This window comes from Mucilaginibacter gossypiicola, from assembly GCF_900110105.1.
Classification (GTDB): domain Bacteria; phylum Bacteroidota; class Bacteroidia; order Sphingobacteriales; family Sphingobacteriaceae; genus Mucilaginibacter; species Mucilaginibacter gossypiicola.
Genome location: NZ_FOCL01000012.1, coordinates 108,433 through 123,834 on the forward strand (window position 1 = coordinate 108,433; position 15,402 = coordinate 123,834).

Genomic DNA, 15,402 nt, shown 5'->3' on the forward strand with positions numbered 1-15,402 from the left:
GAATCGAAAGTCTTAAGTCGGAAGCAGATAAATGTTCTGTTTAAAAGCGGATTCAGCCTCCCTTCATCCGAAATTCAACTTTCGAATACAGACTTATGACTTAAGAAGCGGGGTACCTTCTTCGCAGCAACGCATAAAACTTATCGGCTGTTGAAGCTTTACTTTCCCAGTTGTTTTTAACTACGTAGTTTGTTTTCAGGAAATGCTCGGCTTCTTCAAAGGTGCTGAAGCGGTTTACAATCTCAATAGCCTCGCTATAGGCCAAACTGTAGCCGTTAAACAGATCTTTTATATAAAGCAGTTTATCATTAAGGTTGATAGCTGATTTGAGGTCGGTAACCGGCAGCTCAGCAGTAGTGTTTGTTGCTGTATTGGCCTTCTCCGCCTTTTGGGCCATTATCCTTTGATTAAAGGTTAATACCTGCTGGCTATTGGTATCTGTAGCAGGAGCAGTTGCAGTAACGGGCTCTGCCGCTGGTTTTACTGGTTCAATTACGGGCAATGGCTTGGGTTGTTCGGCTATAGGAACCACTTCAACAGGCTTTTCGGGAAGCTGGCTTATCAGCTCTTCCTGCTCAAAACGGTCGGCTTCATCATCCCAGGTGTCAGCTTCATTTAAATTAAGTTCAAAGCCGCTTCCCTCAGGAATTTCCTGTTGAAAAGAGTAACTGTCTATTTCTTTTTCGGCAGCAATATTGATCTGCGGTTCAGGAGTTTCTTTTATTTCAGGTTTGGCATCAACCACTTCTATTTTTACCGGGTTGTTAAACGGCACAGGGGCTACCGGCTCAACATCACCAGTAAGCTCAATCTTATCAACAGGAACGGGCACATGCTGCTGCACTACCGGCTCAAAAAAGCGTTGCTCATATAAAGCTTCTTCCTTTGCCGGCGGCGGCGTTACGGGTGCAGGTGGAATTGCCGGTGTTACCGGTTTTGGCTGCCCGGCAACCGGTTCCGGCTTTTCTGTAACGGGCGCAGGAGTCACCGCGCGCTCGTTGATACGGCGCAAAATTTCGGCATGGTCTTTTAAAAAATGGGCGTTGGCTACAAAAAGCTCTAATTCAAGTTCGTTTAGTTCGCTGGGATCAGCAGAAAGGTAGTCGTATTGATCATTAAGCTCCTTTAAAATCCCACCTATCTTTTTAAATACATCCATTTGCTTCATGGCCTCAATGTTAGGAAAATGCTTATCAAAAGTAGGATTAAATTCTGATATTTGCCGACTATAAAAGTCATAAATGGTATATCACGAAGAGGTTTTCAGGCGTAAAAGTGAGTTAGGCGGCAGTATAGAGGTTATCTGCGGATCAATGTTTTCGGGCAAAACCGAAGAGTTGATCAGGAGGCTTAACCGGGCCCGCATAGCCAAGCTTAAAGTCGAGATTTTTAGCCCGAAAGCTGATACCCGTTATGACGAAGACGCCATTGTTTCGCACAATGCCAGTAAAATAACCTCCACCCCGGTTGATAGTGCTTCGGCTATTCTATTGTTAGCCAGTGATGCACATGTGATAGGCGTTGATGAAGCGCAATTTTTTGACGATGAACTTCCGGAGGTATGTACCGTACTGGCCAACCGGGGTGTGCGTGTAATTGTAGCCGGCCTGGATATGGATTTTAAAGGCCGGCCGTTTGGCTCAATGCCTAACATAATGGCCATTGCCGAGTCGGTAACCAAATTGCAGGCCGTTTGCGTAAGATGTGGCAACCCAGCTCAATATTCATATCGCCTGGTACACGACAATTCAAAAATATTACTGGGCGAAAAGGAAAGCTACGAACCCCGCTGCCGCGCTTGTTACAATACCGTTGCAGGTTAACATTTCATTAAACAATATATTTTTTATTTAATACTATAGCTAAAACAAATACAGGGTATTTGTTTGTTATATAATAAACAGAGCAGCCCCAAAAGGCAGTTGATACATTATATAGCAATCAAAAACTTATGGCCAAAAAGGTTTTAGTTATAGAGGACGATAAAGATATCCGCGACACTGTGGTATATGTACTGGAGGAAGAAGGTTACGAAGTAATACAATCCGACAATGCACGTATCCTGCGTACCCTTACCACCATTAACCCCGACCTGATTTTGCTTGACAACTGGCTCACCGACTGGACCAGCGACGCTAACGGACAGCAACTAAGCAAAGGGATAAAAGATGATCCTGCTACCAGCCATATCCCGGTGGTGATTATTTCGGCTGTAAGCAATATCAAAGAAATAGCCAAAGCAGGTAATGCCGATGGCTATCTTGCCAAACCATTTGATCTTACCGCACTCTCCGAAATCGTAAAAAGACACATCGCAAAGTAAGCATCCTTATCAGTATAAATGAAACGGCCCTCCATTAATTTGAAGGGCCGTTTTGCTGTAAATGTACTATTACTTTCTTTAAGTATAGCTTACAAAATGACGTAGATAAAATTAACGCCGTATCGACTCACCCCGACATCGCTGCGCTTGTCACCCCTCTCTACGCGAGCGTAAAGAGGGGGTTTTAGTTTTTAATTCCTTTTCACCCTCTTTATCCGAAGGATAGAGAGGGTGGTCCAGCGAAGCGTAGACCGGGTGAGTAAAGAATGTCGCATTTCCGGACCAAGCTTCTTAAATCTTCACCCCAAAGCCAATATTAAACGTGCGACCGTCGGCAGGTAAAATACCTGGGCCGGGGTACATGTTGATACGGCGTGTAAAATATTTAGCATTAAAAATATTGTTCACGTTAGCTGTAAGGTGATAGTTTTTCAGGAAACTATAATTGAAAGCCCAATCAAACAAATGATATGAAGGCACTATCCCGGTAGCTCCCGTAACATTAAAAGTAGTGTTATTGGCATCGCTAAAACTTTTGCCTACGTAGTTGTATTGCAGGGTACTACTTACATGACCACTCAAAAATGTTAAACCGGCACGGTCAATCCAGTCTGGTGTACCTTCCAGGTGATTACCAACCAAACTTACATTTTTACCATTTTGGCTGATAGCGCCACTTGTATAGCGGCCATGTGTATACGATAGTGAGTTGAACAAACGCAGATCGCTCCCTGCCGATTTATCAAACGAGCGGATCAGTGAAACTTCGGTAAAAGCTTCAACACCCTTAGCCACACCATTGCCAATGTTGGTCATATAAAGATGGGTTACATTACTGGCATCAGTTTGAGTTAGGGTACCTGCCCTGTTACCGTAGTAAACATAAAAGGCATTAACATCAAAACTAAACGCTGTGCTGATATGGCCGCGGTAACCCAGGTCGGCGTCATAGCCTTTACTGTCTTTAATGTTAGGATCGATGATGGTTAACTGGTCTGCAGGGGTAACCGCTGCATAAATATATGGGCGGTAAGCCTGCGAAAAATTGCCATAAAACTGGCTTCCGTTATCCAGCTGATATTGCAACCCGGTTCCAAACAGCGGAAAGTTACGTTTATCCTTATAGCTTACCGGTACAGTGCGGTTTACTATAACCCCTGTATTGGTGGTATTGATTTGCTCAAAACGTACACCCGGCGTAACGGTAAATGCTTCAGTTACCTGGAACATGTTTTCGGCAAACGCAGCGTAATTTAAAGTGTGTAATCTCAGGTCGATGCCGTAGTCTTTCACCAGGCTTAGATCAAAATCAGAACCTACCGTACCTGTACCTTTTTGCTTGCGTTTGGTAGTTTCCTCAAAATACCTTACGCCGGCAGTGAAGGAGCTTTTAAGATCGCCCAGCTTGTAACTATGCAGTAAACGGGCCTCGGTGGTAAAACCGGCGTAATAATCACGGTCTACCTGGCGGGGATTATACGTTTTCAGGCTTGCGTTAACCGTATCAGGAATGTTGGCCGTATTAATGAACTGCACACTGTTACGCTGACCGAATAATACATGCGATGTAACTTCCAGCCTGGTGTCTTTATCAAACTGATAATTGAATAATAGTGCCGGGATATTAATTTCGGGGTTAAAGAAGTTACGCGCGCGAGTCGACTGACGATTATTGGCATCGAACTGGGCATCGGTTAAACCGCCTGCTATCTGTTGCCTATAATCCGACCTCGAAAACTGAAAAGCTATACTTCCCTTATCATTAAATTGGTATTTGATGTTGGCATAGTAAGCCCGGGAGTTAAAAGCAGCATCGGGCCTCCAGCCGTCACCGGTGCGGGCACTGTAAAAAGCGTAATAACTAACCTTGCCAACTTTACCGCCAATGGCATTATACGAATTGAAAAATCTGTTGGAGCCTGCCGATTGTTCACTTTCAAAACCAAACACTTTGGTGCTGTCCCCTTCTTTAAGTTTGAAGTTAACCATACCACCAAACTGGCTGCCAAATTGCAATGCCGCCGAACCGCGTACTATCTGAATTTCACTTACTGCCTGGAATGGCACATTATAGTGGTTTTCGGGATAACCAAACATATCAGAGTTGGTGTTATAGCCATTTTGCCTGATATTGGTTTCGATAGACCGATGGGTATCGGTGCCCCGGGTACCAATATTGAGCTGTAAACCGGCACCGTCCATCTCCCATACGTTAACGCCAGGTACTTTGGCAAAAGTCATGCGGGCATTGTTATTGGCCAGGTTGGCCTTACCGGCATCAGGGAAAATATCGAAAGTTTTTTTACCGGCAAATATGTTGGTACCCGAAATATTGGGCAAATGTTTTGGTCTGCTTTCTTTGATAATTACGCTATCCAATTGCAGGGTATCTTTAACGCTTTTATGCTGTGCCTGGGCTACATCTGCACAACAAATAAAAAGCGCAGGTAATAAAATTTTATAAAGAGTATTCATTTATTCAAATTAAAAAAGTTAGGGGTATACTGTTCAGGTACAACAATGACAAATACATACGCATAGCACATAACAGTGCCATAAAGCAGATCATTTAAGATTGACGGAACAGATTTAATTATCAGCTATAAATTCAGGCGAGTGCCATTTCAGGTGGTTGACCGCAAACGGATACAAAAGGATCAGGAATGCTGATATAGATAAACGTGCCCGGAGGCTGAACGGGCTCTGCCGGTTTTATAAAAGAAAATGAAGCTTCGGGGCAGTTATATTTTGCATCGCTGCCCAGTTTCTTTTCCGACGACTCGTGTGTGCGTTTACTAACAGGGGTGCTATTCAGTTTTCGTGCGCATATCACATTTTCGTTAAGCAGCCTTGTGGTTTCATAATTAGGGATACATTGTACATAAACAGTATCGCGGGTAACCCTGAGCTTTACATAATTGTATGAAACACCATCCAGTTGTAACTGCCCGCAAACATTAACATAGCTATCCCAATTATGTATAAAAGGCAGGTTTTGCTTGATCTTAATTTCAATAAGGTCGCGGGTGTTGTATTTGCCTTTGGCAATTTGACGGGCTATAACTTTATTTGATTTATTAACAAAATATTGATTAAGCGCCATGTACCCCAGCAAATTGAGCATGTGGGTAACTAACATTACTATGGCAAAGGTCTTTTTCAATCAATAATCAGTCTAAACAATAGCAATGCTACATAAAAATTCAGCTAAATAATAATTTATATGTTAAAAAAATTAAATCCGGATAATTAATTCTGGATATATTCTGTATAGATTATTAATTGGGCCCAAACTAAATTAATTTAGTGCAATTTGGCAGTTTATAATTGTTAAATGGCGTTTATATGTATACTCATCATGTATACTCATCATGTATAGATATGCAAACAGCTTGTATGATATGACTACATTTTAATAACTATAAAGAAAACGGGAAGCCGATGCCTCTCAAAAAAACAAAAAAACAGTAACTTATATGTTACGATTGTGAATTTTACATCCATGTAACAAAATCGGTACGCATTTTGAATTGCGTCGTGTAGATTTATTTTTTCAATAATGTCCTGACGATTACGTAAGAAAATAAACAATTTGTTTATTTTTTTTTGATCACATTAAAAGAATGAATATTGTATAAAACTTTGTCGTTTTAAGCAAAGAGAAATAACTTTAGCACGATTAGCAATTTGCTCAAATTATCCTAAAAACCGGTAACCCGGTCTGTTGTTTTCTATCAATGATTCATTCCCAATGTTTATCGGTCATAAAGGCTTTAAACGAATATAACAGCGGCATTATTTAACCATGACTGATCACAATTAATGAAAAAGAAAACACCCGGTACGGTACCCCCCTATCCAGCACAATGGGCGTCGGATAATTTGACAACTTTTTTTACGGAACATCTTAACAGAATTTATTGTGCAAATGCACACCTGGTCGAGCGGCTTTTAGAAATTGCCGGTACTACCAATTTCAAGGACCTTAATAATCCAATAAAAGATACTATCGATGAAACCGAAAAGCACATCGCCCTCATGGATAGTATTTATGCAGCCCTTCAGAAACATTATTCGTTTGATAAATGCAATAACCTGATCAATTTGCTTGAGGATGAATTTACGGCCATTCATCAGCAAGATGATGATGAATTATTGCGCGACATACGCCTCCTTTCGTACCTTCAAAATATTGAAAACGTAGAAAAAAACTCGATCCAGTTATTAAAATTAATGGCCAGTGAAAGAAACAATAAGCCGATAGCCATCTTTTTAGATGAATACCTGAATCCCTCAAAAGATAGACTTACGCTTTACAATTTTATCATAGATAAGTATGATAACGACCAACGGCCGGCCATTAACTTATAAAGCTGTTTTGTTTTAAAAATATATCGGCACGTAAACCGCTTTCGCTCATCATTTTTAAAAACATGTAGTTAATATGCTTGTAAACCCGTTCGGACGAGTGTTTAACTGCATGTTGGTTTCTCAATAAAAAAGCAAACATATATACCCTTGATAGTTTATAATCCATTTCATTAATAATAAGGTTTGCCCACTCCTCAAGGGTGTCATCAGCTATCGAAAACTGCCTGTTATTGAAACTAACAATTATCTTAATGCAATTGAATGATGCAATCATGAATGGGGTAAAAGCTTCAGCTGCCTGGCTGTAAGCTTCATCCAGCTCAAAATATAGTAACATTGCCTTTTTGATTTGCCCCAGGGCCAGGTATTCTTCTGTTTTTATTCGCTTTAAAAAAAAGTTATATACACAGGCCGTATCAGTAACAGGACGATAATATCTTTCAAGTACAGTAATAAAACGCAGCGTTTTTAATGGCTCATTGCAAAGCCTTAACGTATGCGCAGCTAACAAAAATATCAGGTCGTTTGAAACAGAGCGTTCAAGCTGCAACGGAGGGCGAAAGTAAAACCGTGTAATATCTTTAAAAAACTCCTTATCAATAATGCCATACTTAAAATACTGAAATATCGCATTAATGCATTTCAATGGATCAACCGAAAATTCATAATAACTTACCGTTGCAAAGCCTCTCAATATTTTAAGATACTCGTCAAGTTTATTCATTTCAAGCCCTAATACACTAATTGTAGCAAGAGCAGTATAAACCAGGATCTTCTTTTTATCCGAAAGCTCAAACTTAAGCAGCGTATGCAAGGTTTTGGCATAATCATGATTAATAAACTCCAAGCCAAATAAATAATCAAACAGTTCATCGCTGCAATCCTGTTTAAAATATTGCACCAGTGTTTCGGTGTCTTTTAAAGCGCTAAATTCCTTTTCAAGCAGGTCGCCTAAAAAGATGATCAGGTCTGATTTTTCGTTGGTAGTAAGGCGGGTTTGGGATAACAGCTGGAAACTTTCCTGCTGTCCGCTTTTAATGGCATAAATAATGCTCCATTTTAATATAGATAGCTTACGCTCGCCGGTAAAGTACCGATTAATGGCATTGATCAGCTCGATATTGAAAAGATTATCATTTTTAAGCAGCAAGTACCTGGATATTGAAAACTCAAAAAAGTGATTGTTACTAAACTCAATTGATGTTTTGTATTCAAAATCGCGGCTGATATTTTGCTCACGGATAAAACCAATGCTCAGCAATTCAAGATAGGCATGATTGTACTGCTTTATAATATTAATAAGATCGAGCTTACTTGCTTCAAATACGCCACTTTCAAAATCCATTTGCTCAATGATAGCCTGGATCAAATATATTTTATCGGCCGAATGCTGGCCCATATAAACCTTGTTTAAAACAAAGTTTGAAATAAGCTCATAAACGCTCACATGATCAACGTCATTGAGCGAAAAGTTTTTCTTATGCTGTTTATAATAAAACTGAAAATATAGCGGGTGGTTAAAATTTTCGACCACATTTACCGCTATGAAGCTTTTTATAGCAGGATTTATCTTAAGGCAAAGTTCCCTTATTTCCTGCACACTAAACAACGGAACGTTTGACAACTGGTTATGCTGACTAAAAAAGCCTTCAAACCAGGGGCTCTGTTCCATCTCAATCATATGGTTATAATTCATCCATGTTGATGAACGCATGGTTAAAACCAGTTTAAACCACTCATGCGATTGATAAAATGAAAAAATATCAAATAATTGGTTTATTACCAGCTGAAACTGATCATTCTTAAACATATGTTCATCAACGCCGTCAACAATCAGAAAAAAACGTCCTTCTTTACGTTGCCTTACATCAAGCAACGCAACAATATCCTCTTCCGTTGAATAGCCAAGCAGGCTAAGCATCCAATCATTCAGATCGCGCCCGCTTAAAAATACATTCATCAAAGCGCTGCTGCTAAAAAACAGTACAATATCTTTGCTGTTTTGCTGTATTTTTTCATCAACCCAATGGCAAAGGGCCACGGTTTTACCATACCCTGCAGGCGCGGCAATTACGGTTGCTGTATAACTTCCCTGCAAAAAGGCAGCAAAATGGTCATCAATAAATTGCCTCCTGATGGTTTGAGGGTAAGGGATCCCGGTTTTGTTTTTGATTGCCTGAAGGGTAAAAGAAGTTATTTTACCGGCATTTGTTTTTAACAGGTCCCAGTCAACAGTAGTATTACTTTGCCTGGCTGATTCGGCCTCCTGCTTTTTGCAGAAATCGTCCCAGCCCTCATAATCACAATAACGTGATAATGTATTGAGTGTAAATATAGATGGGTTAAACTTGCTGTACGCAAAACCATAGATCCGTTTTAACGTTGTTTCGCTAACACGCTGTTTGGTTTTGTCAAGGATGTAGGCTTCCAGTGTTTTACAATCGGCGGGGGCAATGTTTGATAACCCCGCAGTTATAAGCACACAATTTTTTAGGCTCTCCGAATATTTAGAAAAATTCGTCATAGTTGGCGTTTCAAGTCATCAAAACTTATTATCGCTAAGGGGGTACGCCAATAATACGCTGATAATATTTATTGCTTTTATACTTTTACCTATAAAAGCTATTTATGGTTAGCACAATAATTTTATGTTTAAATATAGTTATTGGAAGGCCAAACTACCAACATGAATGAAATGAATAAAATATTAAGCGTTGATGTAGTTATAATGGCAAAGCTTTAGCCGCAAATACATCCACGATTATCCATAATCATGGCACGATATTGTTAATTAAAATCTTTATTTCTTGTGCCATTAATTAGTTATCAAATTAAAAATGAGGTTTTTTTATTTTTATTTGGATTTATTCTAAATAAGGTTTTCCTTTGTTGCTGTTAATACATCACAGTAATTAGTTTCCTGTTCATGAAGAAAATATTTTTCCTGGTAGCATTGTTAAGTACGGTTCAGGCAAATGTTAAAGCACAATCAAAATTAGATCAGGACCGCGTCGCCATCCGCGCGCTTGGCGGTTTCTATAAAGTTACCTTTGATTATGCAGAAACCTTTTCGCCTGATACTGCCTACCACAACCACCCGCAATATCATTCATGGGGATATGAATGGGCGGCCGTTGAAGAAGATTCTCCAAAAAAAATAGTCATACAACATTTATTGGTTGTAGGCGACAGCGCCGTAATAAAACACTGGCGGGAAGACTGGGTATACGAAGAACCCGCCCTTCTCAACTTCGATCAAAACAGCACCTGGAAAAAAGGTACATTAAAAACTACTGAAGCTAAAGGCCGTTGGGTACAAAAAGTTTTCCAGGTTGATGACAGTCCGCGATACGAAAGTATTGGCACCTGGATCCATGCCGATGGTAAACATTTTTGGCAAAGTGAGTGTGATTCGCCCCTGCCCCGCCGCGAGTTTACGAAGCGCAGCGATTACAATGTTTTACGCCGTGGAAACCGTATTTATTTAACTCCAAACGGATGGATGTTTGAGCAGGACAATCAAAAGATAATCCGCTCGGCCGGTGGCGATAAACTTTTGGCCCGCGAAAAAGGGTATGAAGAGTTTACTAAAACCGATGAAGCCAAATTTGCTTTTGCAAAAGGCTGGTGGCAAAAACAACAACCTTACTGGACCGCTGTGCGACAGGTATGGGACGAGGTTTATGCCCAGAACTCCGTTATCAAACTAAAAGGAAAAATAGATGGCAAACTGCTTTATGAACGCCTGTTTGACCTTGCCGATCAATCGGCAAAAGAAAAATGGGATGCACAAAAAAACAAAGCAGAAGCCCGAAAGCTCATTAACAACTATTTGGATACCAATGTTTAAAATATAAAGTCCTGTTCTGTAGTTCAGCTGCTTTTATCAGGCGCTTAACCGGCAGAGCAGGCACCAATTCAACTTAATTACCCCAATTTATGTGCGATGCTAAAATACTCAGCCAGAGGGGAACATCGGTAGTAAGCCGTTGCTCCGAATGCCAATGCCTATTTATATGGCACCATAATCTTATCCTTAGCTTTACACCCGATCAATTTATACAGTTTAAAAACTTTGCTATCGATCTTGACTTCGGCGATCACTCCTTCCCCTTTCCGGATGGGCAGGAACGCGTGGTGATGCGCACGCCCGTCAATGATATCCAGCTTACTTTTACTGTTGACGAATGGGAAGATTTTCATGCCTCAATGGATGAAGCCATTTACATGCAGGAAATTTATGCCATGGTTGAAGGTGGTAAATAAGCTTTGAAATTACCCTAATTAAAAACAAACTTCTTAACGGCTGAACATAAACATCACCTCTAAAGTTTACATTTAAGATATTAAATACAATACCTACCCCGCAAAATGAAAGATATACCTGTACACCAGTTAATTGAACGAACAAATACCGGCTTTGAGATCAGGCATTTTGAAAGCGGCGAAGAAAATTCAAAAAAAGGGCCGATGGGCGCCCACCGCGATGATCATTACCTGTTTTTTTTGATTGAAAGTGGATCAGCATCGCTGATGATAGATTTTAACGAAGTTCATTTTTGCGAAAACACATTTTATTACATCCTGCCAGGACAGGTACACCACCGGATAAATAATTCAATTGCCGGCGGCTGGTATGTAGCCATCGACACACAACACATCCCGTCCGACTTTCGGAATATTTTTGAAAACCAGCTTTTCCTTCAACAGCCTTATCAACTTAACGACGTTGAATTGAAGCAATACCAACAGATCCTTTGCCTGTTGCGCGAAAAAAATAATGAGGATGATAACAACGCATTCTTTTTGCCGGTTTTGCAATCGCTTATACAATCATTCAGCGGTATGGCGGCGGCCACTTTCAGTAATGTTCATACACCCGAAAAGCAACTTTCGCGGCCGGCACAAATTTCACATCAGTTTAAAAAGCTTTTGTTAAGAAATGTGCGTAAAGTTAAAGGTCCATCAGCTTATGCGGGTATGCTTAACGTCTCCGAATCATATCTTAACGAGGTGTTAAAGAAAACTACCGGGTTCCCGGTAAGTTATTGGATAACCCAGGAAGTAATGCTGGAAGCAAAAAGATTACTGTATTACAGCGGCCTTAACGTAAAGGAAATTGCGCATACATTAGGCTATGATGACCATACCTATTTTTCGCGATTATTTAAAAAATCAGCTTGTATTACACCGCTCGAGTTCAGGGACAAACACCGTAAATAATCCAACCTTTACCCCGAAATTACTATTTTTTTGGCCTAAAATTCAATGTTTCTTTGTAGTATCAAAACAATACACCATGGAAACATCCACTCTACATAAATTAAAAAGAAGGGCTGGCAGCTTATTTGAAAGCCAGCTTTTACAAAGCGGCAGAGTGCTTGAGGTAAGGCACTGGGAACCGTCGACCATGATCGAGATCGACCTGCACCTACCACAGGCCGATATGCAAAACTGGCACGAAGTACCCTATATAAAAGTAAAAGTTGATAACTTCACCTACCGCGATTATACTCCCGCCGGCTGGGATGCAGAAACCAGTACCTGTACCCTTTATATTGATGCAGCTCATAGCGGCCCCGGCAGTAAATGGGCTAAGCAACTGCAAGCCCGTGATGCAATTCATTATTTCAAGATCCGTACAACCCGCCACGCGCCGGCAAGCACACCTGCCATCATAGGCCTCGGCGATGAAAGCAGCATGGGGCATATGCTGGCCTTGCAACAAATGGTATTACCTGCAACCCGCTTTTCGGGTGCGATAGTTATGGCCGATGAAAATCATCGTGGCCTGTTTGGCGAGTATTTCAAATCGCCGTTAAAACCTATTGAACGCAATGATGTTTACGGGCACCACAGCCTCATCCAGTGGGTAATGGAGCAACAATACAACCTTGAACACTCGGTTTTTTATCTTGCAGGCAACCATACCATGGTGGGTGAACTCCGTAAGTTATTAAAACTACAAGGGTATCCTTCAAGCCAGATCAGGGCGCATGGGTTTTGGTCGTAAAAACGAGTTTGATAGTGCTTTTCCTGCACCCGCGGTTCATTCACCGACATTTTATGCCGTTTCACCTAAAACCCCTGTTTAACAAAAAGCTAAGAGCACATATTTGCGGCAAATAAAATTATTATGAAAACATTTTACAATCCGCTTATTGCTGTGATGATCGCCTTACAGGAACATACGGTGACAGTTATCCAGGCATTGGCTAACCTGGTGAGTTGATATGCTCATCTATCTATGAAAAACCGAAAGCCGATCTGCTTAATTGCAAATCGGCTTTGTTATTTAATATCAGCTTATTTCATTTACGGTTGCAGCCAAATAACTTTAACACCTTTATTACCATGTTGATTTTCGAGTTTCAGGGTTGCATAAACATTGCTTTGCTTATCATAATCAGATATCGTAAATAGTGCCAGGTTATGATCCTTCTTACTTTCCGGGTTACCGAAAATATAATCCCTTTTAGGTATTAAGTCGGTACCTTTTAGTGGATAAACAAATGCATCGCAATTACTTACGCCCTCGATAGTTGTCAAACCGCCTTTTTCCTGTGCATCGTTATTACGTTCCGTATCGTTGAAAACAACATAACTGCGTGGCCCGGCACTTATAAAATCAAATGATTTATACTGGTTGCCTTTATATAACATTTGGCCCATGTCATGGCGTATAGACTGATAATAAGGTTGCAGATAGGCCGCGTTAACATCGTGCCTTTTCCTTATCATGTAATCATTTATAAACTCACCTGTTTTGCTATAGTTTACAATGGCTATGTTGCGCAGCCAGCTGGTAGAGCTTCCCGGAGCTACAGGACCAATATTAATACCTGAATAACTTACAACCGTAATGCTGATCTGTTCAAAAACGATACTGAATGTTCCGTCGGTATTTAAAAACAAATTAACAGGTACTCCGTCAAATTCTTCTTTGGGATAATTGATGATCCTTGATGAGGGGATGGCTGCATCAACCCGGTTAACTTTTTTATCAAAGGGATTTACAAACGCCAGTAAAGGGGTATACTTATTTCCTCTGCCTTTAACCGTTACAGATACGATGATCTGCTTTACGGTTGGACTATAGCGGGCAAGGCCCCATGATACCGCCTCATTTCGTGCAAAATCAAGTTCGTTTAAAGTAACCGCTTTCGCGCCTTTATCCAAACCTGCTAAAATAAGCTCACCATCGTTTCCACCCGATTGCGAGTTAGAGGCATAGGCCAGCACGCAAACCTTTTCGCTACCAATCACCGCCATATCAAGGTATTTCAGATACTTGTACCTATCATCAGGCGAGTTATAATAGGCACGGCTTTTCTCATTGTTGTCAGAACCATAGGCCACAATTTCAATCCGTTTGCTCCTGTCCGACTCAAACGAATTGAACAAAGCAATTGCATAGTTATCGCTATCCGGATCTTTACGAACAAAAAAATCAGGCATGGGCACACTGCCAAATACCATTGAATAGCCCGCAAACATGCTCATTTTATTTAACTCAGCTATTTTGCGGTCATCTATCAGGTTACCTGTCTTTCCATCAATTGTAATCCGGTAAAGTGATGGTACGCGGCCATCAATTTCACTAACCAATAAAATAGCGTTACCACTGATCTCAAAAAAACCTTTAATGCTGCCGTTCTTTAGTTTGCCGTATGATGGGTCGATATGATTTACAACAGTTTCCTTGTGTGTACCATCATATCTGCGTACATCAATGCCTTTTTTTGCGTCGATATGAACAAACATGGTACTGCCATTTTTAAATTGGAGTATTTTAGCAAAGCCCTCTTCGGGTTCTTCAAATACGGGGCCTTCTGCAATTTGTTTGATCTGTGCTTTCAGAGTTATGCCGCACAATAGCATGAGTGCCAATAACAAGGCATTTCTTTTCATTTCGTGATAATTAATTAGGTGTGATTTGAATTTACTACTGCAACAAATGTAACAAAATCAATACAATTCCAATATTACGATCTAATAAGAATTGAAACAACAGGCAATATTTCTTACTCATTTTAAATAAACAGCGAAAGCATTCGCAAAAGTTTTACCGACAACACCCTGTTTTTACCGGCATTTCTCCGATGTTTTACCGCTATTCACCGATAACCGTACTTGCTTCGCCTAATAAATCTAACGGCAGGGTGCCTTTTGTGTGCAATTTTGGATCACTAAACAACAACAAATAAATGCCATGAAAACTCTACTTGCAATTCAATTGATCCATTTAGTTATGAAAGCCGCCGAACACGCCGTCGCTATCGCCCACTCAATTGGGCATTTAATAAAATAATGTCCCGGCACCCCGAGGGCGCGTTATTTCATCTTTGTTAAATCAATAATAAACCATACATGTTATCCTTAAAAAGGGCGAGTATATGAAAGAAGGAGATGAAGTAACCTGGAAATGGGGAAAATCAGAAGCTGAAGGCCATATCGTTAAAAAACACAATGAGCCGATAAGCAAAACTATAAAAGGCGCAAAAGTTAAACGCAACGCCAGCAAAGAGGAGCCCGCTTATGAAATTGAACAGAAAAACGGCAGCAAAGTGCTGAAATCTGAAAGTGAAATAAGCAAGAAACGTTAAACTTTTGCGGATAATATTATAAGCCCGGTTGATAAGCATCAGGGCTCTTTTGCTTAATATACTTCTACACTAAATTATAAAAAACGTCATTGCGAGGAACGA

Annotated in this window: 13 protein-coding genes; 8 read left to right on the forward strand and 5 right to left on the reverse strand. The window is 40.4% G+C overall.

The window, feature by feature from the left end; all coding sequences use genetic code 11:
* Positions 1-100: 100 nt before the first annotated feature.
* A complete protein-coding gene (locus BMX50_RS28165; protein WP_091218577.1) occupies positions 101-1,168 on the reverse strand; it encodes a hypothetical protein in 1,068 nt (355 codons plus the stop codon).
* 73 nt (positions 1,169-1,241) lie between these two features.
* Here BMX50_RS28165 and BMX50_RS28170 point away from each other — a divergent pair, with 73 nt between their 5' ends.
* Positions 1,242-1,823, forward strand: a complete 582-nt coding sequence (locus tag BMX50_RS28170) for a thymidine kinase (protein ID WP_091218582.1) — start codon at positions 1,242-1,244, stop codon at positions 1,821-1,823.
* A gap of 128 nt (positions 1,824-1,951) precedes the next feature.
* Complete coding sequence (locus tag BMX50_RS28175; RefSeq protein WP_091218588.1) at positions 1,952-2,323, forward strand: response regulator; 372 nt, start codon at positions 1,952-1,954, stop codon at positions 2,321-2,323.
* A gap of 291 nt (positions 2,324-2,614) precedes the next feature.
* Here BMX50_RS28175 and BMX50_RS28180 read toward each other — a convergent pair whose 3' ends face one another.
* Both BMX50_RS28180 and BMX50_RS28185 read right to left on the reverse strand, forming a co-directional pair.
* Positions 2,615-4,798, reverse strand: coding sequence for a TonB-dependent receptor family protein (locus BMX50_RS28180; protein ID WP_091218592.1), 2,184 nt, complete (start codon positions 4,796-4,798; stop codon positions 2,615-2,617).
* Between the two features lie 133 nt (positions 4,799-4,931).
* Complete coding sequence (locus BMX50_RS28185; protein ID WP_143065282.1) at positions 4,932-5,486, reverse strand: hypothetical protein; 555 nt, start codon at positions 5,484-5,486, stop codon at positions 4,932-4,934.
* Between the two features lie 659 nt (positions 5,487-6,145).
* On the opposite strand from BMX50_RS28185, the gene BMX50_RS28190 reads away from it, so the two are divergent.
* Positions 6,146-6,694 carry a DUF892 family protein gene (locus tag BMX50_RS28190; RefSeq protein WP_091218599.1) on the forward strand — a complete coding sequence of 183 codons (549 nt, stop codon included), beginning with the start codon at positions 6,146-6,148 and terminating at the stop codon, positions 6,692-6,694.
* Here the strand turns inward: BMX50_RS28190 and BMX50_RS28195 are convergent.
* Complete coding sequence (locus BMX50_RS28195) at positions 6,684-9,218, reverse strand: NACHT domain-containing protein (protein WP_091218604.1); 2,535 nt, start codon at positions 9,216-9,218, stop codon at positions 6,684-6,686. The genes BMX50_RS28190 and BMX50_RS28195 overlap by 11 nt on opposite strands.
* A 402-nt stretch (positions 9,219-9,620) precedes the next feature.
* On the opposite strand from BMX50_RS28195, the gene BMX50_RS28200 reads away from it, so the two are divergent.
* From BMX50_RS28200 to BMX50_RS28215, 4 genes are all read left to right on the forward strand, one after another.
* Positions 9,621-10,544 (forward strand): DUF6607 family protein, encoded by a 924-nt coding sequence (locus BMX50_RS28200; protein WP_091218608.1) that lies wholly within the window; start codon positions 9,621-9,623, stop codon positions 10,542-10,544.
* Between the two features lie 89 nt (positions 10,545-10,633).
* Positions 10,634-10,960: a DUF6686 family protein gene (locus BMX50_RS28205; RefSeq protein WP_091218614.1), complete on the forward strand. Its 327-nt coding sequence runs from the start codon at positions 10,634-10,636 to the stop codon at positions 10,958-10,960.
* Between the two features lie 105 nt (positions 10,961-11,065).
* A complete protein-coding gene (locus BMX50_RS28210; RefSeq protein WP_091218617.1) occupies positions 11,066-11,917 on the forward strand; it encodes a helix-turn-helix domain-containing protein in 852 nt (283 codons plus the stop codon).
* Between the two features lie 76 nt (positions 11,918-11,993).
* Entirely contained in the window at positions 11,994-12,707 is a 714-nt protein-coding gene (locus tag BMX50_RS28215; RefSeq protein WP_091218622.1) for an SIP domain-containing protein, read from the forward strand.
* Between the two features lie 302 nt (positions 12,708-13,009).
* Here the strand turns inward: BMX50_RS28215 and BMX50_RS28220 are convergent, their stop codons facing one another.
* Positions 13,010-14,605, reverse strand: coding sequence for a hypothetical protein (locus BMX50_RS28220; RefSeq protein WP_091218627.1), 1,596 nt, complete (start codon positions 14,603-14,605; stop codon positions 13,010-13,012).
* Between the two features lie 485 nt (positions 14,606-15,090).
* Between BMX50_RS28220 and BMX50_RS28225 the strand changes: the two genes are divergently transcribed.
* Positions 15,091-15,300, forward strand: coding sequence for a hypervirulence associated TUDOR domain-containing protein (locus BMX50_RS28225; RefSeq protein ID WP_091218631.1), 210 nt, complete (start codon positions 15,091-15,093; stop codon positions 15,298-15,300).
* Positions 15,301-15,402 lie beyond the last annotated feature (102 nt).

Excerpts from the sequence above, each read along its gene's own strand:
- BMX50_RS28165 (WP_091218577.1), bottom strand. The coding sequence starts at position 1,168 with ATGAAGCAAATGGATGTATTTAAAAAGATAGGTGGGATTTTAAAGGAG.
- BMX50_RS28170 (WP_091218582.1), top strand. The coding sequence starts at position 1,242 with ATGGTATATCACGAAGAGGTTTTCAGGCGTAAAAGTGAGTTAGGCGGC.
- BMX50_RS28175 (WP_091218588.1), top strand. The coding sequence starts at position 1,952 with ATGGCCAAAAAGGTTTTAGTTATAGAGGACGATAAAGATATCCGCGAC.
- BMX50_RS28180 (WP_091218592.1), bottom strand. The coding sequence starts at position 4,798 with ATGAATACTCTTTATAAAATTTTATTACCTGCGCTTTTTATTTGTTGT.
- BMX50_RS28190 (WP_091218599.1), top strand. The coding sequence starts at position 6,146 with ATGAAAAAGAAAACACCCGGTACGGTACCCCCCTATCCAGCACAATGG.
- BMX50_RS28195 (WP_091218604.1), bottom strand. The coding sequence starts at position 9,218 with ATGACGAATTTTTCTAAATATTCGGAGAGCCTAAAAAATTGTGTGCTT.
- BMX50_RS28200 (WP_091218608.1), top strand. The coding sequence starts at position 9,621 with ATGAAGAAAATATTTTTCCTGGTAGCATTGTTAAGTACGGTTCAGGCA.
- BMX50_RS28205 (WP_091218614.1), top strand. The coding sequence starts at position 10,634 with ATGTGCGATGCTAAAATACTCAGCCAGAGGGGAACATCGGTAGTAAGC.
- BMX50_RS28210 (WP_091218617.1), top strand. The coding sequence starts at position 11,066 with ATGAAAGATATACCTGTACACCAGTTAATTGAACGAACAAATACCGGC.
- BMX50_RS28215 (WP_091218622.1), top strand. The coding sequence starts at position 11,994 with ATGGAAACATCCACTCTACATAAATTAAAAAGAAGGGCTGGCAGCTTA.
- BMX50_RS28220 (WP_091218627.1), bottom strand. The coding sequence starts at position 14,605 with ATGAAAAGAAATGCCTTGTTATTGGCACTCATGCTATTGTGCGGCATA.
- BMX50_RS28225 (WP_091218631.1), top strand. The coding sequence starts at position 15,091 with ATGAAAGAAGGAGATGAAGTAACCTGGAAATGGGGAAAATCAGAAGCT.